The sequence below is a fragment of the Pseudomonas sp. H1_G08 genome (genome assembly GCF_054681355.1).
Window position 1 is genome coordinate 5582796 of the sequence record NZ_CP162822.1, and the last position, 22205, is coordinate 5605000.

Below are 22205 nucleotides of genomic sequence, written 5' to 3' on the forward strand. Positions count from 1 at the left end.
CAGGACGTCTGGCTTAACCCGCTTATACTAGCGCCCGCCTCATGCCTGCACTGACACCCGGCGCGCAGACCCCGTAACGCGTTGCCGGCTTTTGGTGACGGTTGCTACTTCTGCTGCCAGGTTGTGTGCCGGAGCAGCTGGTGTCGGTGGCATCCCTTGCCACCGATCCCGGGCGATTTTCGCGTGTTGGCCGATGCCCCATAACCGGCCAGGATGTCTCCGAGCGGTAGACGATACGATTCAACAGGGAGTGAACATATGGAACATGCACCGTGCATCAGCCAGATCGCGACATTGCTGGCCGACCCCAAGCGCAGCGCGATGATGTGGGCGTTGATGGATGGCTCGGCCCGGCAAGCCGAAGAGCTGGCGCTGCTGGCCGGGCTCTCGCCGTCGTCGGCCAGTGCGCATCTGGGACGCCTGTCCGCAGGGGGGCTGTTGAACATCGAAATGCGTGGGCGCAAACGCTTCTTTCGCCTGGCGGCGCCGGAAATCGGCGCGGCAATCGAAGCACTGGCCAGCGCCACCATTGCCAGCGCGCCACGGCAAATCCCTGATGCGCTGAAACGCACGACTCCCATGGTCAGGCCGCAGGCGGCGCCGTCTTCGCTGTTGCGCGCGCGGTTCTGCGACGATCATCTGGGCGGCACCCTGGCGGCCGACCTGTATCAGCGCCTGCTCGACGCCGGCTGGATCGAACAGCTTGAGCAGCGGGTGGTGGTGACGCACAAGGGCTCCACCCGACTGGCGCAGCGCGGCGTGTTCATCCAGGCCCTGGCCCACCGCAACGTGCAGGTCGCCTGCGCCTGCCCGGACTGGAGCGAGCGCCGTCCGCACATGGGCGGCTCACTGGGCGCGGCGCTGTTGCAGTTATTCATGCAGTCCGGCTGGCTGACCTTGCCCAACGATTCCCGCGCCTTGCAGTTGACCGCCACCGGCCAGCGCGAAATCCATCGCTTTGCCAAGGAAACCGAGCTGGAAACAGCGTTCTAGAGCGTTGCTCGGCGATGAGCTGAAGGCTGACGTCGTCCACGGCTGTGAACAGGTCGCATCCAGTACGACCTCTGTATGACCATCGCGCACACTCGATCCGGGGATTTTCCGGATGGGGGAGCACAACATGAATACACAACGCTTTAGTGCGGCTGAACGCCTGGAACGGCTGCCGCTCAGCGGCTATCACCGCGTCATTTTCATCATCATCGCCTTGGCGTTTTTCTTCGATTCCATGGATCTGGCGATGATGACTTTCCTGCTCGGCTCGATCAAAGCCGAGTTCGGCCTGAGCAGTGCGCAAGCGGGGTTGCTGGCCAGTTCGAGCTTTTTCGGCATGGTGCTCGGGGCGTCGTTGTCAGGGATGCTCGCCGACCGCTTCGGGCGCAAACCGGTGTTTCAGTGGAGCATCGTGTTGTGGGGCGTGGCCAGTTACCTGTGTTCGACGGCGCAGACGGTGGAGACGCTGACGCTGTTCCGCATCCTGCTCGGAATCGGCATGGGTATGGAGTTTCCCATCGCGCAATCGATGCTCTCGGAGCTGATTCCAGCACAACGGCGCGGGCGCTATATCGCCCTGATGGACGGCTTCTGGCCGCTGGGGTTTGTCGCGGCGGGCGTGCTCTCGTACTTCCTGCTGCCGTTGATTGGCTGGCGCGATATCTTTCTGGTGCTGGCGGTGCCGGCGGTGTTCGTTCTGGCGATCCGCTTTTTCATCCCTGAGTCGCCGCGCTGGCTGGAACAGGCCGGGCGCGACGCAGACGCGGACAAGGTGTTGAACGGCATCGAAGCGCGAGTGCGTGCTTCGCTGGGCGGTGCAGCCTTGCCGGAACCGGTTCGTTTGCCACGCACGGTGACGCCACCGGGTAATTTCTTCTCGGCACTCAAGCAGATCTGGTCGCCGCAATATCGCCAGCGCACAACGATGATCTGGAGTCTGTGGTTCTTCGCATTGCTGGGTTTCTACGGGCTGACTTCCTGGCTCAGCGCATTGCTGCAGCAGTCGGGTTTCGCCGTGACGCAATCGGTGTACTACACGGTGCTGATCTCACTCGGCGGGATTCCCGGCTTCCTCATGGCGGCGTGGCTGGTCGAGCGTTGGGGGCGCAAACCGGTGTGCATCGTCACCCTGCTAGGCGGCGGGGTGATGGCGTTTCTATACGGGCAGAGCGCGGTGTTCGGCGGCAACGTGGCGCTGCTGATCGGCACCGGGCTGTTGATGCAGTTTTTCCTGTTCGGCATGTGGGCGGTGCTCTACACCTACACGCCGGAGCTGTACCCGACGTCCGCACGGGCAACCGGCTCGGGATTCGCCTCGGCCATCGGCCGCGTCGGCTCTCTGCTCGGGCCATTGGTGACCGGGCTGGTGTTCCCGATTACCGGGCAGGGCGGGGTGTTCGCGCTCGGCGCGGCGTGCTTCGCGATTGCGGCGGGCGTGGTGTGGCTGTTCGGGATGGAGACGCGGGGCAAGACCCTGGAAGAGCTTACCGAGTGAACATCGATATGAATGTGGGAGCGAGCCTGCTCGCGAAAGCGGTGTGTCATTCAACGTAAATGTTGACTGACTCTCCCTCTTCGCGAGCAGGCTCGCTCCCACATTGGTTTTGCGGTGTTGCTTACGGTTTTACCAACCGCGCATCCAGGCTGTTCTGCGCCAGACGCTTGGCCTGATCCTGGGTCATTCCCAGATGCTCGTGCAGCGCATGGAAGTTCTCGGTCACGTAACCGCCGAAATACGCCGGGTCATCGGAGTTGACCGTGACCTTCACGCCGCGCTCGAGCATGTCGAGGATGTTGTGCTGCGACATGTGATCGAACACGCAGAGCTTGGTGTTCGACAGCGGGCACACGGTCAGCGGGATCTGCTCGTCGATGATCCGCTGCATCAGGCGCTCGTCTTCGATGGCGCGCACACCATGGTCGATGCGCTGGATTTTCAGCAGGTCGATGGCTTCCCAGATGTACTCCGGCGGGCCTTCTTCACCGGCGTGGGCGACGGTGAGGAAGCCTTCGTCGCGGGCGCGATCGAAGACGCGTTTGAACTTGCTCGGCGGGTGGCCCATCTCGGAACTGTCGAGCCCGACCGCGACAAACGCATCACGGAACGGCAGCGCCTGATCGAGGGTTTTCTGTGCTTCGTCTTCGCTGAGGTGGCGCAGGAAGCTGAGGATCAAACCGCTGCTGATGCCCAGTTGCGTCTCGCCATCCTTGAGTGCGGCGGCGATGCCGTTGAGCACCACTTCGAACGGGATGCCCCGGTCGGTGTGGGTCTGCGGATCGAAGAACGGTTCGGTGTGGATCACGTTCTGCGCTTTGCAGCGCAGCAGGTAGGCCCAGGTCAGGTCATAGAAGTCCTGCGAGGTGCGCAGCACATCGGCGCCCTGGTAATACAGGTCGAGAAATTCCTGCAGATTGTTGAAGGCGTAGGCCTTGCGCAGGGTTTCGACGTCGCTCCACGGCAGGGCGATCTTGTTGCGTTCGGCCAGGGCGAACAGCAGTTCAGGCTCCAGCGAACCTTCCAGATGCAGGTGCAGTTCGGCTTTGGGCAGGGCGTTGAGCCAGTCGTACATAGTCTTTTCTCATCAGGTGCAATGCCGGCATTCTACAGAGGCTGGCCGCAACAATTGGCAAAACCTGACCAGGTGATCGATCAAACCGCCTCTTGCTCGCGACGATAGGCATAGGTATCGGCGAAGCGCGACAGCAGGAATTCGGCACAGGTGGTGGTCGGATATTTCGCCGGGTGCTGGGCGTCCTGGCAACCGGGCAGGCATTCGATGCGCGTGTCCGGGTGCGGTTCGGCGAAGAACGGCATCGAATAACGATCCACGCCCAGCGGGCTGATCACCCGGTGCGGCGTCGAGCGATAACGGTCGTTGCTCCAGCGCGCCATCATGTCGCCGAGGTTGACCACGAACGTGCCGTCAATCGGTGGCGCGTCGATCCATTCACCTTTGACGTTCTTCACCTGCAAACCGCCGGCGCTGTCCTGATAGAGCAGGGTGATGCAGCCGTAATCGGTATGGGCGCCGGCGCCTTGCTGCTCGGCGGAACTGGCGGTGTGACGCGGCGGATAATGGATCATGCGCAACACGCTGACCGGGTCGACAAAGCGCGAATCGAAGAAGTCGCGCTCGATGCCCAGTGCAATGGTCATCGCCCGCAACAGGGTTTGCGCCAGCGCCTGCATGTCGAGGTAATGCTGCTCCATAAGGGCTTCCCAGCCAGGTTGCGCCGGGTGCCGATTGGGGCCGCGCAAGGGTTTTTCCGCGAGCACCTCGGGATGCTCGTCCGGCAGGTGCAGGCCCATGTCGAAGGTTTCTTTGAGATCGCTGGGTTTGTCCGGGTCCAGTTGCTCGGTCGCAATCGCACCGTAGCCGCGATGATGGCGGGTCTGGGTAATGTCGATCTTCAGTTTTTCTGTGGCTGGCAGGGCGAAGAAGCGCTGGGCGTGATCGAGCAGTTCGTCGATGCGCTGCGCCGAGATCGGATGGCCCTTGATGTAGAAAAAGCCCCATTCGCGACAGGCTTGGTCGATCTGCCCGGCCACGGCGGGCCAGGCATTTTCGTCGTCGCCATAGAGCGGGCTGATATCAATGATCGGAAGCTGATCCATACACAATCCTTGAATACGCTGTGTTTCCAATGTGGGAGCGAGCCTGCTCGCGAAGAGGGAGTGTCAGACAACATTTTTGTTTAATGACACACCGCTTTCGCGAGCAGGCTCGCTCCCACAGGGTTTTGTGTGGTGAATCGAGGGACTACTTCGGCATCTCGGCCTTCATGCCCTCAACGTAGTAATTCATCGAAGCCAGTTCCGCGTTGGTGGCGCTCACGCCCGCCGGGATTTTTTCTACACCGGCCTGATCCTTGATCGGCCCGGTAAACGGCTGCAATGCGCCGCTCTTGATGTCGGCGATCAACTGCTCGGCCTCGGCTTTCACCGGCGCTGGCACCAGGTCGCTGATCGGCAGTTCCACCGTGCCTTCCTTCAACCCGCCCCAGTAATCCTGGGATTTCCAGGTGTGATCGATCACGCTCTGCGTCGCTTGAATGTAGTGCGGCGCCCAGTCGTTGACGATCGAGGTCAGCACCGCTTTCGGGCCGAAGTGGGCCATGTCCGAGGCGTAGCCCACGGCATACACGCCGCGCCGTTCGGCAGCCTGGATCGGCGCCGGGCTGTCGGTGTGCTGGAACACCACATCAACACCCTGATCGATCAGCGCATTGGCGGCGTCGGCTTCCTTGCCCGGATCGAACCAGGAGTTGACCCACACCACTTTGATTTCGGTGCCAGGGTTGTATTTGTTCAGGGCCAGCTGTATGGCGTTGATGTCGCGGATCACTTCCGGAATCGGGAACGAGGCGACATAGCCGATCTTCTTGGTCTTGGTCATCTTCGCCGCGAGGAAACCGCCGACGTAACGGCCCTCGTAAGTGCGCGCCAGGTAAGTGCCGAGGTTCTTGTCCTGCTTGTAACCGGTGGCGTGTTCGAAAGTGACCTTGGGGAATTGCTTGGCGACTTTCACTGTCGGGTTCATGTAGCCGAAAGACGTGGTGAAGATCAGGTCATATTTGTCCTTGGCCATGTTGCGGATCACCCGCTCGGCGTCGGCGCCCTCGGCGACGTTTTCCACGTAGTTGGTGGTGATCTGCGTGCCGAGTTTTTCCGCCAGGGCCTTGCGCCCCTGTTCGTGCTGATACGTCCAGCCGTGGTCACCGATCGGGCCGATGTAGACGAAACCGACCTTCAGCGGATCGGCAGCGCTGGCGCTCAGGCTGATTCCCAGACCGATGGCGGCGTACAGCAGTTTGTGCAGCGGACGTATTGGCATGAACCCGAACTCCATTTTGTTGTGTGTGCTCAGGGCCAATGCAAATTGCTGACCAACAGGACAACAAACTCATTTGAAAACGCGGTGCGGCCTTCGCGAGCAGGCTCGCTCCCACAGGGACGCATTTCAATGTGGGAGCGAGCCTGCTCGCGAAGAGGCCGGCAAGGCCAATAAAAGTGCATGCCTGAATCCAGCTGCCATCGCGTGGTGCGTAAAGATGTAACGAAACGTTAGCGGCGCGCGGCAGTCAGTAGCTTCATCAGCTCTTTTCGGCAAAAGGCCCGTCATGCTCTCGATCCTCAAACAAGAAAGCTTCCTGCTGCTGGCAGTCCTTGCCGCGTGCGTCGCTTATCCACTGGAACACTGGCTGCTGCACAGCGGCCAGATCGTCGCGCTGGGCGGCGGTCTGCTGCTGATCGCCTTTATTGTCGCCGCCTCGATGCGCGTCGCTCATCACGCTGAACTGCTGGCGGAAAAAGTCGGCGACCCCTACGGCACGATGATCCTCACACTCTCGGCAGTGCTGGTCGAAGTGGTGATCCTGGCGATCATGATGAGCAACGAGGCCTCGGCGACGCTGGTGCGCGACACGATCTATTCAGCGGTCATGCTCGACATCAACGGCATCCTCGGCCTCGCCGCTTTGATGGGCGGGATCAAACACGGCGAACAGTCCTACAACGACGATTCGGCGCGCAGCTACAGCGTCATGATCCTCACCGCGATGGGGGTGTCGATGGTGGTCCCGGAGTTCATTCCCGAGGCCAACTGGAAGATGTATTCGGCGTTCACCATCGGCGCAATGATGGTGCTCTACGCGCTGTTCCTGCGCATGCAGGTCGGCCCGCACAGTTACTTTTTCAGCTACAGCTACCCGGACAAACGTCGCAAGAAAGAGCCGGTCGAGCAGGAGCCGAAACCGGTCAGCCTGGCGCTGTCGATCGGCATTCTGGTGTCGGGGGTGGTGATCATCGGCGCACTGGCCGAGGTGATGTCCAAGACCCTCGATCTGGGCCTGGAAGGCACGGGCGCGCCGCCGGTGATCACGGCGATTCTGGTGGCAGCGATTTCCGCCGCGCCGGAGATTCTCACCGCATTACGAGCGGCGCTGGCCAATCGCATGCAGTCGGTGGTCAACATCGCGATGGGGGCGTCACTGTCGACGGTGATTCTGACCGTACCGGTGATGGAAGCGATGGCGCTGTACACCGGCCAGCCCTTTCAAATGGCGATGACCCCGGTGCAAACGGTGATGATCTTCATCACCCTGATCGTCAGCGCAATCAACCTCAATGACGGCGAGACCAACGCCATTGAGGGCATGACGCACTTTGTGCTGTTTGCCACATTCATCATGCTGTCCCTACTGGGCCTTTAGGGCTGGCTGATACCCATGTGGGAGCGAGCCTGCTCGCGAAAGCGGTGTGTCATCCAACAAACATGTTGTCTGACACTCCCTCTTCGCGAGCAGGCTCGCTCCCACAGTTTTGAACGGCGGTGACTCAGGTGCCGGCAATCAACTGCCGAGCCGCCTGGCTGTGATCGGCAATCAAACCTTTCAGATCCAACCCTTCAACCTGCCCATCAACCACACGCCACTTGCCGCCAATCATCACCCGATCTGCCCGATCGGCGCCGCACAGCAGCAACGCCGAAATCGGATCATGGCTACCGGAGAAGCGCAGTTCATCGAGCTTGAACAACGCCAGATCCGCCTGTTTGCCCACGGCGATTTCGCCGATGTCGCTGCGACCGAGCAGGCTCGCCGAACCCTTGGTCGCCCAGCCAAGTACTCGCTCCGGGGTGATCTTTTCAGCGCCGTAGCGCAGGCGCTGGATGTACAGCGCCTGACGCGCTTCGAGGATCATGTTCGAGGCATCGTTGGACGCCGAACCGTCGACGCCAAGACCGAAGAGCGCGCCGGCGTCGGTCAGCTCGATGCTCGGGCAGATGCCGGACGCCAGGCGCATGTTCGAGCTTGGGCAGTGGCAGATGCCGGTACCGGCCTGGCCGAGGCGGGCGATTTCGTCGGGGTTGAAATGGATGCCGTGTGCCAGCCAGGTACGCGGGCCGAGCCAGCCGACGCTGTCCAGATAATCGACGGTGCGCAGACCGAAACGTTGCAGGCAGAAGTCTTCTTCATCAAGCGTTTCAGCGAGGTGGGTGTGCAGACGCACATCGAGCTTGTTCGCCAGATCAGCACTGGCCGACATGATTTCCGGAGTGACCGAAAACGGCGAACATGGCGCCAGGGCGATCTGGATCTGTGCACCATCGCCACGCTCGTGATACTCGTGAATCAGCCGCTGGCTGTCATCAAGAATCACCTGACCTTCCTGCACCGTTTGTTGTGGAGGCAGGCCGCCGTCCTTCTCGCCAAGGCTCATCGAGCCGCGCGTGAGCATGGCGCGCATGCCCAGTTCACGCACCGTTTCGACCTGCACGTCGATGGCGTTTTCCAGACCGTCCGGGAACAGATAGTGATGGTCGGCAGCGGTGGTGCAACCTGAGAGCAGCAATTCGGCCAGCGCCACTTTGGTGGCGAGGGCGAGTTTTTCCGGGGTCAGCCGCGCCCATACCGGGTACAGGGTTTTCAGCCACGGAAACAGCGGCTGATTGACCACTGGCGCCCAGGCGCGGGTCAGGGTTTGATAGAAGTGATGGTGAGTGTTGATCAGGCCCGGCAGGATCACATGCTCGCGGGCATCGAACACTTCATTGCACGGCGCCGACGGCTGCTGACCGGCAGCGAGCACTTCGACGATGACACCGTCTTGCACGACTAGACCGCCACGGGCATCAAGCTCGTTGGAGGTGAAAATGGCGAGGGGGTTTTTTAACCAGGTACGGGTCGCAGGCATTGTGGCCGGCTCCTCTGAAAGTTGGGTTCAGGGTTGCCAGCTCAGTGTTGCCCTGTCTGCTGATCCAGGGTCGCCGCGAAGGACGAGGCGCGCAGTTTCAAACAAATCGCAGCGCCGGGCAAGCGCCACCCGACCATTCACCATCACTCCCTGTGGGAGCGAGCCTGCTCGCGAAGGCGTCATGTCAGTCGATACAGATTTACCTGACAGATCGTATTCGCGAGCAGGCTCGCTCCCACATCGGGATTTTCAGTGCTTACCAGGCAATCGTTTCACCCTTGTAATTGACGAAGTGATGCCCGCCCTTGCCGGTGAACGCATTGACCTGGTCAATCAGCCCGCGAGTGCTGGTCTCTACATCCAGGTCAGCACCTTCGCCGCCCATGTCGGTCTTCACCCAGCCCGGGTGCAACGACAGTACGGTGAGTTTCTGTTCACCCAGTTGCGTGACAAAACTGTTGGTCATCGAATTCAGCGCCGCTTTGCTCGCCTTGTACAGCGCCAGTTCCGGCGCGTCGGGCATGGTCACGCTGCCGAGCACCGAACTCATGAACGCGAGCACGCCGCTGCCGTCGCGAATCTGCCCGACGAAACGCTGGGCCAGATTGATCGGCGCCACCGCGTTGGTGAAAAACAGCTGCCCGACCTCGGCCAGGGTCGCACCGCCCGGCGTCTGCACGTCCGGGCCTTTGACCCCGGCGTTGACGAACAACAGATCGAAGGTTTCGCCCTTGAGCTTCTGGCTCAGAGCGATCACCGCTTGCTGATCGTCCATGTCGAGCTTCTCGATGCGCACGTCACCCAGCGCTTGCAGCGCCTCGGCCTTCTGCGGATTGCGCACCGTCGCGGTGACTTGCCAGCCATCGCCCAGCAGGGTCTTCACCAGACCGAGGCCCAAGCCCCGGGAGGCGCCGATGATCAGTGCGTTTTTTACCTGAGACATGATGGGTTTCCTTGAAAGTCAGCATTCAGGATTCAATGGACACGCCTGACCGCGCCACAGTTGCAGCGCTTGGCGAAAACAGGCTTTGATCCCGGAGCATACTCCAGGCGTCTTGAGTTTCTCGAGGGTGTTTGATCAGAAACAATCATGAGGCGTGGTTCAAGTGTTGCCTGTGCGGACGCTTTCGCGAGCAGGCTCGCTCCCACATATGCCCGCGTTCACTCAGATCCCCTGTGGGAGCGAGCCTGCTCGCGAAGAGGCCCGCTCTGACATCAACTAATGTCCCGATTGCCACGGCTGCCCCAACGAAACCGGCGCATACAACCGAGTGCGCACGGCGTCGCGGGACAGCAACACCAACACCAAGATCGTCGCCACATACGGCAGCATCGCCAGCAGGCTCGAAGGTATCGCCAGTCCCAATCCCTGTGCCACCAAATGCAGGATGCTTGCGAGGCCAAACAGATACGCCCCGAGCAACAACCGCCACACCCGCCAACTGGCAAACACCACCAGTGCCAGGGCAATCCAGCCGCGCCCAGCGGTCATGTTTTCCGCCCACATCGGCGTGTAGGCCAGCGACAGATAGGCCCCGGCCAGCCCGGCCATTGCTCCGCCGAACAACACCGCCAAGGTACGCACGGTCAGCACTGGCAAGCCCATCGCGCTGGCCGCATCCGGGTTTTCACCGACCGCTTGAATGATCAGGCCGACACGACTTTTGATGATCACCCACGCCACCAGCGCAAACAGCGCGAACGATAGATACACCAGCAGATCCTGGGCAAACAGCATCCGCCCGATCAGCGGGATCTCACTCAGATACGGAATCGCCAGAGGCTCGAAACCCGCCAGCGGCTTACCCACCCATGCCGCGCCGACAAACGTCGAAAGCCCGACACCAAAGATCGTTAGCGCCAACCCGGTGGCCACCTGATTGGCGTTGAACACCAGCGCGACCAAGGCAAACAGTGACGACAACAACATCCCGGCCAACATCGCCAACAGCACACCCAGCCACAGGTTGCCGCTGTTCAGCGCGACGATAAAACCGATCACCGCACCGAACAGCATCATGCCTTCCTGGCCGAGGTTGAGGACGCCGCTTTTCTCGCAGATCAACTCACCCAATGCCACCAGCAACAGCGGCGTGCCGCAGCGGACCATGGCATAGAAAATATTGCTCAACAGATCGATATCCATCACAGCGCTCCGGCGGTTACGGCAGGGGTCGAGGCGCGCCGGCTCCAGCGCAGTTTCAGGCGTGGCCGATAGAGAATCAGCACGTCACAGGCGAGCAGGAAAAACAGCATCATGCCCTGGAACAATTGGGTGATCGCTTGCGGCAGATTGAGCGACATCTGCGCGCTCTCGCCGCCGATGTACAGCAGCGCCATGAGCAGACTGGAGAACAGAATGCCGAGCGGATTCAACCGTCCCAGAAACGCCACGGTGATCGCCGCGTAGCCATAGCCCGGCGACACCTGCGGCACCAGTTGGCCGATCGGCCCGGTCACTTCGCAGACCCCGGCGAGCCCGGCCAGAGCACCGCTGATCAACAGCGCCAGCCAGATCAGGCGCTTCTCGCGAAAGCCGACAAAACCTGCCGCACGTTTGTCCAGCCCGAGCACTTTGATCTGGAAGCCGATGAAGCTTTTCTGCAACAGCACCCACACCGCAACCAGCGCGAGCAGGGCGAAATACGCGCCGGCATGCACGCGGCCGTCCTCCAGCAGCAGCGGCAAACGACTGGCGTCGCCGAACATCGCCGACTCCGGGAAATTGAAGCCCGCCGGATCCTTCAACGGCCCGTGCACGCAGAACAGCAGCAAGTTCAGCGCGATGTAGTTGAGCATGATGCTGGTAAGGATCTCATTGGCGTTGAAGCGCGTGCGCAGCCATGCGGTGAGCCCGGCCCATGCGGCGCCCGCCAGCGTGCCGGTCAGCAGAATCAGCACCAGCGCCCAGCGACTTTGCATGTCGATAACGTTCACTGCCAGAGCACTGCCGGCCAACGCGCCGAGTAGAAGTTGGCCTTCGGCGCCGATGTTCCAGATCCGCGCCTGATAGGCCACGGCCAGGCCGAGTGCGCAGAGCAGAATCGGCAGCGCCTTGACCAGCAATTCGGACACTCCATACAAATCGCTGACGGGCGCGATCAGCAGTGTGTGCAAGGTTTGCAATGGGTCGTGGCCCAGCGCGATGAACAACAGCGAGCCGCAGCCGAGGGTTAGCGCCGCCGCCAATAACGGCGAGCACCACAGCATCAGGCGCGATTGCTGGCCACGGGGTTCGAGGGAAAGCAGCATGTTGAAACTCCGTTAAACCGAGGCGGTGCGAGGTGAGTGATCGAACTGGCCGGCCATCCACGCGCCGACATCGCTCAGTTGTGTAAGGCCGGTGTCTTGCAGTGCCGACAGACGCCCGCCGCATAGCGCGCCGAGGCGATCGCTGATCTGGAACAGCTCATCGAGGTCTTCGGAAATCACCAGAATCGCCGCGCCGGCATCGCGCAGGGCAATCAAGGCGCGATGGATGGTGGCGGCGGCACCGACGTCGACGCCCCATGTCGGGTGCGCGGCGATCAGCAGTTTCGGTTGCTGAAGAATTTCCCGGCCGAGGATGAATTTCTGCAAGTTGCCGCCGGACAGGCTGCGCGCAGCGGTTTGCGTGTCCGGGGTCTTCACGCCGAAACGCTGGATGATCTGCTGCGCGAGGGTTTCGACTTTGCCGCGTTGGATCAACCCGCGGCTCACCAGTCCTTGCTGGAAAGCACTGAGCAGGGCGTTATCGGCCAGACTCAACTCCGGCACCGCGCCGTGGCCGAGGCGTTCGGCCGGCACGAAGGCCAGACCGAGTTTGCGCCGCGCGTCCGGGCGCAGGTCAGCGACGTTTCGCTCGGCGAAGCGCAGGGTCGCCGCTTGCGCACGAGGCAAGGGCTGCTCGCCGCTGAGCAGGGCGAGCAGCTCATCCTGACCATTGCCCGCGACCCCGGCGATGCCGACGATTTCACCGCTGCGCACTTGCAGGTCGATGTCTGTCAGCGAGCAGCCGAACGGATCCGGGTTGTGCCAGCTCAAACCCTGCACCTGCAGAAACGCCGCGCCACCGCTGACTTTCGGATACTCGCCAATCAATGCCGCCGCTTCGCCGACCATCAGTTGTGCCAGTTGCTGATCCGTACATTGCGCCGGCAGGCAATGCCCGGCTACCCGACCGCCGCGCAGCACCGTGGCGCTGTGGCACAAGGCCCGCACTTCACCGAGCTTGTGGCTGATAAACAGAATGCTGCAGCCCTCGTCGGCAAGGCGCCGCAGGGTGATGAACAATTCGTCCGCCTCTTGCGGCGTCAGCACCGAGGTCGGCTCGTCGAGAATCAACAGGCGGATGTCCTGCATCAGGCAACGGATGATTTCCACCCGCTGCCGCTCGCCGATCGACAGGCTGTGGACAAGTCGCTCCGGCTCCAGCGCCATGCCGTAACGCCGCGATACTTCGCGAATTTTCGGTTCCAGTTGCTTCGGCGTGCCGGCCGCCGCGCCCATCGCCAAGGCAATGTTCTGCGCCACGCTGAGGGTTTCGAACAGGGAGAAATGCTGGAACACCATGCCAATGCCCAACTGCCGCGCCTGTGCCGGGTTGCGCATCTGCACGCGCTGCCCCTGCCAGAGCATTTCACCGCTGTCGCACTGGGTGACCCCGTAAATGATCTTCATCAACGTACTTTTGCCCGCGCCGTTTTCACCGAGCAGGGCATGGATTTCACCCGGCGCGATGCTCAGGTCGATGGCGTCGTTGGCCAGACAACCGGGGTAGCGTTTGCTGATCTGGCGCAGTTGCAGGCGCGGCGGGGAAGGGGCGATGGACATGACAGGCTCGACTGACTTGGAGTTGTGCCTGTGGATAAAGCAATTTCCTGGCCATTGAGTCAGGAACGCTTGCGGAGCCGGTCCGCAAGTGCCGACAGCAGCGCATCAGCGGGCGTTTTGTCTTTCTATCGAGCACCAATTCAGCGCAAAGCCATTGAACAGGCTCCAGTTTTGCTCGTGCTACGTTGGTTAAAAAACGAGCAATCACTTGGGGCCTAGGCAGATCCAGCGACAGCGACGGTCATGAACGGCTTATCCACAGGTTGTTCCACAGTAATTGTGCGCAAGCGCCGAGGTCGGGCATAAGCACTGCGATGCTTTCTTCTAATGGTGATAAACGATGTTAACTATCTGTTTTTACGCTGATTTTTCGTTTCGTCGGATCAATTGAACGAAAAGTGAACAAATCGCGCAAAGCCGCATGACAGAAGGGTTACAGCGGTATGTGCTCAGGTTATCCACAGTCGGGTGCACAGCCGATGTGGGCAAGTCGGCAGAAAATGGAATGCATGTAATGCCCCAAAAAGATCGCAGCGTTCCGCAGCTCCTACAGGTGGAATGCGATCACCCTGTAGGAGCTGCCGAAGGCTGCGATCTTTTGATCTTCCACTCTCAACGCTGCAACAAAATCCGCCCACGGCTCAGATCCGCCAACTGACTTTGCAGCACTTCGATCTGCGCTTCTCCTACCGCCAATTTCAACTCAACCCCATTGGCCGTGAAGTTTTCCTCCACCACCAATCCACCGAGATCCGCCACGCGCAACTTCACCAGCGCCAACTCGGCAAATCCGCAGGCGCAACTGAGCGGCACGCGGCTGATCAGCTCGATTTTTTCCGCCGCTTGCAGGCACTTGTTGGCGCCACCGCCGTAGGCCCGGGCCAGGCCGCCAGTGCCCAGTTGAATGCCGCCGTACCAGCGAATCACCAGCACCGCGACCTGATCGCAGTCCTGCGCTTCGATCGCCGCGAGAATAGGGCGCCCTGCGGTGCCGCCCGGCTCGCCGTCGTCAGTGCTGCGGTATTGCGCGCCGAGTTTCCACGCCCAACAGTTGTGCGTGGCATTCAAATCGCTGTGCTGCTCGAAAAACGCCTGCGCATCGGCGGGGCTGCTGATCGGCGTCGCCAGAGTGATGAAGCGGCTTTTGCGAATCTCTTCGCGGTACTCGCAAAAACCGCTGAGGGTGAAAGGCATAAACGTCTTATAGAGAAGGAGTGAGGCCGCAGCCTTTGAGAATGATGCGGATCAGGTTGTTGCCGGCGTCTTCCATGTCCTGCTTGGTCAACTTGCTGCGCCCGGTGACGCGGCAGATCTGCGTGGCGAAGTCGGCGTAATGCTGGGTGCTGCCCCACAGCAGGAAGATCAGGTGCACCGGATCGACCGGATCCATCTTGCCCGCATCGATCCACGCCTGAAACACCGCCGCGCGCCCGGTGAACCAGGTGCGGTAATCCTGATTGAAATATTCGCTCAGGCATTCGCCGCCGCTGATCACTTCCATGGCGAAGATTCGCGAAGCCTGTGGCTGGCGCCGGGAGAATTCCATCTTCGCGCGGATGTAGCGGGTCAGCGCTTCGGCCGGGTCATCCTCGGCAGTGAGGGTGTTGAAGGTGCTGTCCCACAACTCGATGATGTTGCTCAGCACCGCCACATACAAACCGAGCTTGTTGGTGAAGTAGTAATGCAGGTTGGCCTTGGGCAGCCCGGCATTCTGCGCGATGGTGTTCATGCTGGTGCCTTTGAACCCGTGACGGGCGAACTCGTCTTCGGCGGCTTTGAGAATGGTCTCTTCGTTCTTCTGACGAATGCGGCTGGCGGGTTTGCCGCCGTGGGCTGGGACTTCAAAGGTCATAGGCACTTCCGGGATTGTCTGTGGGTGCAACCAGTTGCGTTGATAGCGCACCCACAGGCATCCGACAAGTCCTTGCGCGGAAAAACAGTTACGCCTGTTCGATCTTGTTCAATGACGCGGGGCTTTTTGTCTCGGCGGTTTTGCCTTCCGGCAACAACAGACAAAGGAAGATTGCCGTCAACCCGCCGCTGGTGATCGCCGAGTCGAACAGGTTCTGCACCAGTTTCGGCAACAGGTGCAGCAGGTTCGGTTGCGCGGCGATGCCAAGGCCGACGCCGAACGAAGTGGCGATGATCAACATGCTGCGCCGGTCCAGCGGTGACTGCGCGAGAATGCGTACGCCCGCCGCCGCCACTGCGCCGAACATCACCAGCGTCGCACCGCCGAGCACCGGTTTCGGGATCTGTTGCAGCACCGCACCGATCATCGGGAACAGGCCGAGGCAGAACAGGATCGCGCCGATGTACAGACCGACGTAGCGGCTGGCAACGCCGGTCAATTGGATCACGCCGTTGTTCTGCGCGAACGTTGTGTTGGGGAAAGCGCTGAAGGTCGCCGCAATCATGCAGCTCACGCCGTCACCGAGCACGCCACCGCGCAAGCGGCTTATATAAGAAGGGCCGCTGATCGGTTGGCGGGCGAGCATGCAATTGGCGGTGAGGTCGCCGACGGTTTCGATGGTGCTAATCAGATAAATCAGCGCGACCGGCAGGAAAGCGGTCCAGTCGAAGTTGAATCCGAACTTGAACGGCGTAGGAAAACTCACCAGCGGCAAGTCAGGCAACGGCTGTGGCACTAATTTTCCGCTGAACCACGCAGCGAGACTGCCTAGCACCAGTCCGATGATGATCGCCGACAGTCGTACCCAAGGCGTGTTCGAACGGTTGAGCAGAATGATCGTCAGCAGCACGAACACGCCCAAGGCCAGATTGCCCGGCGCGCCGAAGTCCGGCGCGTTGAAGCCGCCACCCAGATCGGTGATGCCGACCTTGATCAGGCTGATGCCGATCAGCGTGATGACAATGCCGGTCACCAGCGGTGTGACCACTCGGCGCAACTGACCGATGAAACGGCTGAGCACGATCTGCACGATTGCGCCGAAAAAGCACACGCCGAAAATCATCGCCAGGATATCTTCCGGGCTGCCGCCGCGCTGCTTGACCAGAAACCCGGCCGACAGCACCGCACCGAGAAACGCGAAACTGGTGCCTTGCAGACAGATCATCCCCGCGCCGATGCCGAACGGTCGTCGCGCCTGGATAAAGGTGCCGACGCCCGAGACCATCAACGCCATACTGATCAGGTACGGTAGATGCGCGGTCAGCCCGAGCGCCGAACCAATCACCAGTGGCGGGGTGATGATGCCGACGAAACTGGCGAGCACGTGTTGCAGCGCGGCGAGAATGGCGGCGAGTGGTTTGGGGCGGTCGTTGAGGCCGTAGATCAGTTCACTGGACGAATCGGAATCTGGCTGCATGGTTTTGGCTTCTTGTTGAAGGACGAGTCAGCCCTTCACTGCAAAAACCTGTCCACTTGCTCAGGTTATTCCTGGATTCTGTCGATGAGGCCCTGCCGGGCTGGGCTCTGCGCGCTTATCTATCGCGTCGCGGCCAGACTCTCGAGGAAACTTTCCAGCACCAAATGAGGGCGCCGCCCCTTGCGCGTGACTGATGCCAGACTCAAATCGTAAAAACGCGTGCCGGCCTTGAGCGCACGCAAACGCCCCTGCTGCACCCAAAGGCTGGCGTAGTGATCCGGCAGATAACCGATGTAGCGCCCGGTCAGAATCAGAAATGCCATGCCCTCACGGTCAGAGGCACTGGCGGTGCAGTTGAGCGCTTGATAATGCGCCTGAATCTCCGCCGGCAAACGAAAGGTTGGCGCAATCGCGTCCTGACTGTCGAGGCGTTGATCATCGAGTTGCTTGTCGTCGACATAAAACAGCGGATGACCCACCGCGCAATACAGCAGCGAACGCTCGCTGTATAACGGCTGATATTCCAGTCCTGACAAGGCGCTGGCCTGCGGCACCACGCCAACGTGCAGGCGCCCGTCGAGCACACCTTGTTCAACTTCGTTCGGCGCAATCATGCGGATCTGGATCTGCACGTCCGGCCCGCGCTCCTTCAACTGCGCGAGGGCATGGGTGATGCGCATGTGCGGCAGGGTGACGAGGTTGTCGGTGAGGCCGATGATCAGCTCGCCGCGCAGATGTTGGTGCAGGCCGTTGACCTCAGTGCGGAAACTCTCCAGCGCACTCAACAATTGCAGCGCTGATTGATACACCTCACGACCTTCCTCGGTCAGGGAAAAACCGGCCCGGCCACGCTGACACAAGCGCAAGCCGAGGCGCTGCTCCAGATCGCTCATCTGCTGGCTGATCGCCGAGCGGCCGATGCCAAGCACGGTTTCCGCTGCGGAGAAGCCGCCACACTCCACGACACTGCGAAAGATCCGCAGCAGGCGAATATCAAAATCACTGACCTGGGCCAGCGGATCGGCGCGGCGGCTGCTCATTTTTTGTTCTCTTTGTTTAGCAATGATCTAACTGAAGGTTAGAAGAGTTGGATTTCACCGACTTTATCGCCGTGGCAATTTAGCTGCAACAACGCTTTCCATCTCTCTGACGCTTATGCCCTGCGAGGTTTTGCCCGATGAACATGCCTGAAAACGCGCCGTCGCCACTGGCCAGTCAACTGAAGCTGGACGCGCACTGGATGCCGTACACCGCCAACCGCAACTTTCAACGCGACCCGCGGCTGATCGTCGGCGCTGAAGGCAGCTGGCTGTTCGACGACAAGGGCCGCAAGATCTACGACTCGCTGTCCGGTCTGTGGACCTGCGGCGCCGGGCACACCCGCAAAGAAATTCAGGAAGCCGTTGCGAAACAGCTGGGCACTCTCGATTACTCACCGGGTTTCCAGTACGGCCATCCGTTGTCGTTCCAACTGGCAGAGAAAATCACTGAACTGACCCCGGGCAATCTGAACCACGTGTTCTTCACCGACTCTGGTTCCGAGTGCGCCGATACTGCGGTGAAAATGGTCCGTGCCTACTGGCGCCTGAAAGGCCAGGCGACCAAGACCAAGATGATCGGCCGCGCCCGTGGCTACCACGGTGTGAACATCGCCGGCACCAGCCTCGGTGGCGTCAACGGCAACCGCAAACTGTTTGGTCAGGCGATGATGGATGTCGATCACCTGCCGCACACGCTGCTGGCGAGCAATGCGTTTTCCCGCGGCATGCCGGAGCAGGGCGGTATTGCTTTGGCCGATGAGCTGCTGAAGTTGATCGAACTGCACGACGCTTCCAATATCGCTGCGGTGTTCGTTGAACCGATGGCCGGGTCCGCCGGCGTACTGGTTCCGCCACAGGGTTACCTCAAGCGTCTGCGCGAAATCTGCGATCAGCACAACATTCTGCTGGTGTTCGATGAAGTGATCACCGGTTTCGGCCGCACCGGTTCGATGTTCGGCGCCGAGAGCTTCGGCGTAACCCCGGACCTGATGTGCATCGCCAAGCAAGTCACCAACGGCGCGATCCCGATGGGCGCGGTGATTGCCAGCTCCGAGATCTACCAGACTTTCATGAACCAGCCGACGCCGGAATACGCCGTGGAATTCCCTCACGGCTACACCTATTCGGCACACCCGGTGGCCTGTGCCGCCGGCCTTGCAGCACTCGACCTGCTGCAAAAGGAAAACCTGGTGCAGAGCGTCGCCGAAGTCGCGCCGCATTTCGAAAACGCGCTGCATGGTCTGAAGGGCTCGAAGAACGTCATCGACATCCGCAACTACGGCCTGGCTGGCGCGATCCAGATTGCCGGGCGTGACGGCGACGCGATCGTGCGTCCTTTCGAAGCGGGCATGGCCTTGTGGAAAGCCGGGTTCTACGTACGCTTCGGCGGCGACACCCTGCAGTTCGGCCCAACCTTCAACAGCAAGCCGCAAGACCTCGATCGTCTGTTCGACGCGGTCGGCGAAGTGCTGAACAAGCTCGACTGATTTTTCCTTCTATATAGCTATGCAATTAGCAGGTGTCTGTAGCGGGCGTCTGCGCACAAGAATTCAGGAGTGTTCGATGAGTGTTATCCCGCATTTGATCAATGGCGAACTGGTGACCGAGAACGGTCGCGCGGTGGATGTGTTCAACCCGTCTACCGGCCAGGCGATCCATAAACTGCCATTGGCCAGCCAGGCCACCATTCAGAAAGCCATCGATGCCGCCAAGGCCGCGTTCCCGGCCTGGCGCAACACGCCGCCAGCCAAGCGCGCCCAGGTGATGTTCCGTTTCAAACAGCTGCTGGAGCAGAACGAAGCACGCATCTCGCAACTGATCAGCGAAGAGCACGGCAAGACCCTGGAAGACGCCGCCGGTGAATTGAAGCGCGGTATCGAGAACGTCGAGTTCGCCTGCGCCGCCCCGGAAATCCTCAAGGGCGAGTACAGCCGCAACGTCGGCCCGAACATCGATGCCTGGTCGGACTTCCAGCCGTTGGGGATTGTTGCCGGTATCACCCCGTTCAACTTCCCGGCCATGGTCCCGCTGTGGATGTACCCGCTGGCGATCGTCTGCGGCAACTGCTTCATCCTCAAGCCATCCGAGCGCGATCCAAGCTCGACGCTGCTGATCGCCCAGTTGCTGCTGGAAGCAGGATTGCCGAAAGGCGTGATGAGTGTGGTCCATGGTGACAAGACAGCGGTGGACGCGTTGATCGAAGCGCCGGAAGTCAAAGCGCTGAGCTTCGTCGGTTCGACACCGATTGCCGAATACATCTACGCCGAAGGCACCAAGCGCGGCAAACGCGTTCAGGCACTGGGCGGCGCGAAGAACCACGCGGTACTGATGCCGGATGCCGATCTCGACAATGCGGTGAGTGCGCTGATGGGCGCTGCTTACGGTTCCTGCGGCGAACGCTGCATGGCCATCTCGGTGGCCGTGTGTGTTGGCGATCAAGTTGCCGACGCGCTGGTGGCGAAACTGGTTCCGCAGATCAAGGCACTGAAAATCGGCGCGGGTACCTCGTGCGGTCTGGACATGGGGCCGTTGGTTACCGGTCAGGCGCGTGACAAGGTCAGCGGTTATGTGGATGACGGTGTGGCGGCGGGCGCGACCCTGGTGGTCGATGGTCGCGGTCTGAGCGTCGCCGGTCATGAAGACGGCTTCTTCCTCGGTGGCTGCCTGTTCGACAACGTCACCCCTGAGATGCGCATCTATAAAGAAGAGATCTTCGGGCCGGTGCTGTGCGTGGTGCGGGTGAACAGCCTGGAAGAGGCGATGCAACTGATCAATGATCACGAATACGGCAACGGCACCTGCATCTTCACCCGTGACGGCGAAGCGGCGCGGCTGTTCTGCGACGAGATCGAAGTCGGCATGGTCGGCGTCAACGTGCCGTTGCCGGTGCCGGTGGCTTATCACAGTTTCGGCGGCTGGAAGCGTTCGCTGTTTGGCGACCTGCATGCGTATGGTCCGGATGGCGTGCGCTTCTACACTCGTCGCAAGGCGATCACCCAGCGCTGGCCGCAGCGTGCAAGCCATGAAGCTTCGCAGTTCGCATTTCCTAGCTTATAAGTAGCTGGATGTGCAGAAGGCCGACCTTTCAGGTCGGCCTTCGCGTTTTCGGGGCTTTTTGCCCCATATGACAGAAATATGAAAATAGGTGTTGACGGCAGATTCCAGAGGTCTATAATTCGCCCCACTTCCGGCGCGGTCGAAGCGGAAAACTCCTTGAGATTCAAAGAGTTACGTAGTTTTCGGCAGCGGCTTGCTTCAGATCATCGAGGCTTGGGATGAGTTGAAAGAGCAGTGATGTGTAGCTCTTTTAACGGTTCGATCTTCTCGGTCGAAAGCGGAGAAAAGAGGTGTTGACAGCAGCGATTAACGCTGTAGAATTCGCCTCCCGCTAACGAGAGATCGGAAGCGCAAGTGGTTGAAGTTGTTGAAGAATTCTTCGAAAACTTCTGAAAATAATCACTTGACAGCAAATGAGGTTGCTGTAGAATGCGCGCCTCGGTTGAGACGAAAGATCTTAACCAACCGCTCTTTAACAACTGAATCAAGCAATTCGTGTGGGTGCTTGTGCAGTCAGACTGATAGTCAACAAGATTATCAGCATCACAAGTTACTCCGCGAGAAATCAAAGATGTAACCAACGATTGCTGAGCCAAGTTTAGGGTTTCTTAAAAACCCAAAGATGTTTGAACTGAAGAGTTTGATCATGGCTCAGATTGAACGCTGGCGGCAGGCCTAACACATGCAAGTCGAGCGGATGAGAGGAGCTTGCTCCTGGATTCAGCGGCGGACGGGTGAGTAATGCCTAGGAATCTGCCTGATAGTGGGGGACAACGTTTCGAAAGGAACGCTAATACCGCATACGTCCTACGGGAGAAAGCAGGGGACCTTCGGGCCTTGCGCTATCAGATGAGCCTAGGTCGGATTAGCTAGTTGGTGAGGTAATGGCTCACCAAGGCGACGATCCGTAACTGGTCTGAGAGGATGATCAGTCACACTGGAACTGAGACACGGTCCAGACTCCTACGGGAGGCAGCAGTGGGGAATATTGGACAATGGGCGAAAGCCTGATCCAGCCATGCCGCGTGTGTGAAGAAGGTCTTCGGATTGTAAAGCACTTTAAGTTGGGAGGAAGGGTTGTAGATTAATACTCTGCAATTTTGACGTTACCGACAGAATAAGCACCGGCTAACTCTGTGCCAGCAGCCGCGGTAATACAGAGGGTGCAAGCGTTAATCGGAATTACTGGGCGTAAAGCGCGCGTAGGTGGTTTGTTAAGTTGGATGTGAAATCCCCGGGCTCAACCTGGGAACTGCATCCAAAACTGGCAAGCTAGAG

17 protein-coding genes and 1 rRNA gene (1 of these 18 only partly in view) are annotated in these 22205 nt (G+C 60.2%); 6 read left to right on the forward strand and 12 right to left on the reverse strand.

Annotated elements, in window-relative coordinates:
- The first annotated feature begins 258 nt into the window (after nucleotides 1-258).
- Nucleotides 259-993: an ArsR/SmtB family transcription factor gene (locus AB4N85_RS25195; RefSeq protein ID WP_041479646.1), complete on the forward strand. Its 735-nt coding sequence runs from the start codon at nucleotides 259-261 to the stop codon at nucleotides 991-993.
- 127 nt (nucleotides 994-1120) lie between these two features.
- A complete protein-coding gene (locus AB4N85_RS25200; RefSeq protein WP_336353914.1) occupies nucleotides 1121-2488 on the forward strand; it encodes an MFS transporter in 1368 nt (455 codons plus the stop codon).
- A 121-nt stretch (nucleotides 2489-2609) separates the two neighbouring features.
- Here the strand turns inward: AB4N85_RS25200 and AB4N85_RS25205 are convergent, their stop codons facing one another.
- The 3 genes from AB4N85_RS25205 to AB4N85_RS25215 form a co-directional block, all read right to left on the reverse strand.
- The gene (locus AB4N85_RS25205; protein WP_024011466.1) at nucleotides 2610-3563 is read right to left on the reverse strand and encodes an adenosine deaminase; all 954 of its coding nucleotides are present in this window, start codon (nucleotides 3561-3563) and stop codon (nucleotides 2610-2612) included.
- Between the two features lie 80 nt (nucleotides 3564-3643).
- Nucleotides 3644-4609, reverse strand: coding sequence for a 2-oxoglutarate and iron-dependent oxygenase domain-containing protein (locus tag AB4N85_RS25210; protein ID WP_460066325.1), 966 nt, complete (start codon nucleotides 4607-4609; stop codon nucleotides 3644-3646).
- Between the two features lie 145 nt (nucleotides 4610-4754).
- Nucleotides 4755-5828: a BMP family ABC transporter substrate-binding protein gene (locus tag AB4N85_RS25215; protein ID WP_016771815.1), complete on the reverse strand. Its 1074-nt coding sequence runs from the start codon at nucleotides 5826-5828 to the stop codon at nucleotides 4755-4757.
- 286 nt (nucleotides 5829-6114) lie between these two features.
- On the opposite strand from AB4N85_RS25215, the gene AB4N85_RS25220 reads away from it, so the two are divergent.
- A complete protein-coding gene (locus AB4N85_RS25220; protein WP_056787779.1) occupies nucleotides 6115-7206 on the forward strand; it encodes a calcium:cation antiporter in 1092 nt (363 codons plus the stop codon).
- Between the two features lie 124 nt (nucleotides 7207-7330).
- On the opposite strand, the gene AB4N85_RS25225 is transcribed toward AB4N85_RS25220, so the two are convergent.
- From AB4N85_RS25225 to AB4N85_RS25265, 9 genes are all read right to left on the reverse strand, one after another.
- On the reverse strand, nucleotides 7331-8689 hold the full coding sequence (locus AB4N85_RS25225; RefSeq protein WP_016771813.1) for an 8-oxoguanine deaminase: 1359 nt from the start codon (nucleotides 8687-8689) through the stop codon (nucleotides 7331-7333).
- A gap of 256 nt (nucleotides 8690-8945) precedes the next feature.
- Nucleotides 8946-9632, reverse strand: coding sequence for an SDR family oxidoreductase (locus tag AB4N85_RS25230; protein WP_460066328.1), 687 nt, complete (start codon nucleotides 9630-9632; stop codon nucleotides 8946-8948).
- Between the two features lie 276 nt (nucleotides 9633-9908).
- Complete coding sequence (locus AB4N85_RS25235; protein ID WP_041479652.1) at nucleotides 9909-10835, reverse strand: ABC transporter permease; 927 nt, start codon at nucleotides 10833-10835, stop codon at nucleotides 9909-9911.
- Nucleotides 10835-11941, reverse strand: a complete 1107-nt coding sequence (locus AB4N85_RS25240; RefSeq protein WP_252883136.1) for an ABC transporter permease — start codon at nucleotides 11939-11941, stop codon at nucleotides 10835-10837. Before AB4N85_RS25240 ends, AB4N85_RS25235 begins: the two co-directional genes overlap by 1 nt.
- A 12-nt stretch (nucleotides 11942-11953) precedes the next feature.
- On the reverse strand, nucleotides 11954-13501 hold the full coding sequence (locus AB4N85_RS25245; RefSeq protein WP_460066332.1) for an ABC transporter ATP-binding protein: 1548 nt from the start codon (nucleotides 13499-13501) through the stop codon (nucleotides 11954-11956).
- A gap of 612 nt (nucleotides 13502-14113) precedes the next feature.
- A complete protein-coding gene (locus tag AB4N85_RS25250) occupies nucleotides 14114-14695 on the reverse strand; it encodes an IMPACT family protein (protein WP_125917571.1) in 582 nt (193 codons plus the stop codon).
- Between the two features lie 7 nt (nucleotides 14696-14702).
- Nucleotides 14703-15353 (reverse strand): TetR/AcrR family transcriptional regulator, encoded by a 651-nt coding sequence (locus AB4N85_RS25255; protein ID WP_016771809.1) that lies wholly within the window; start codon nucleotides 15351-15353, stop codon nucleotides 14703-14705.
- An 88-nt stretch (nucleotides 15354-15441) separates the two neighbouring features.
- Complete coding sequence (locus tag AB4N85_RS25260; protein ID WP_305382163.1) at nucleotides 15442-16830, reverse strand: uracil-xanthine permease family protein; 1389 nt, start codon at nucleotides 16828-16830, stop codon at nucleotides 15442-15444.
- Between the two features lie 119 nt (nucleotides 16831-16949).
- Nucleotides 16950-17870, reverse strand: coding sequence for a LysR family transcriptional regulator (locus AB4N85_RS25265; RefSeq protein ID WP_056787796.1), 921 nt, complete (start codon nucleotides 17868-17870; stop codon nucleotides 16950-16952).
- A 137-nt stretch (nucleotides 17871-18007) separates the two neighbouring features.
- On the opposite strand from AB4N85_RS25265, the gene aptA reads away from it, so the two are divergent.
- The 3 genes from aptA to AB4N85_RS25280 form a co-directional block, all read left to right on the forward strand.
- Entirely contained in the window at nucleotides 18008-19357 is a 1350-nt protein-coding gene (aptA, locus tag AB4N85_RS25270; RefSeq protein WP_016771806.1) for an omega-aminotransferase AptA, read from the forward strand.
- Between the two features lie 76 nt (nucleotides 19358-19433).
- Nucleotides 19434-20927: a CoA-acylating methylmalonate-semialdehyde dehydrogenase gene (locus tag AB4N85_RS25275; RefSeq protein WP_041479657.1), complete on the forward strand. Its 1494-nt coding sequence runs from the start codon at nucleotides 19434-19436 to the stop codon at nucleotides 20925-20927.
- 628 nt (nucleotides 20928-21555) lie between these two features.
- Nucleotides 21556-22205: ribosomal RNA gene (locus AB4N85_RS25280) — 16S ribosomal RNA — on the forward strand (it continues 887 nt past the right edge of the window).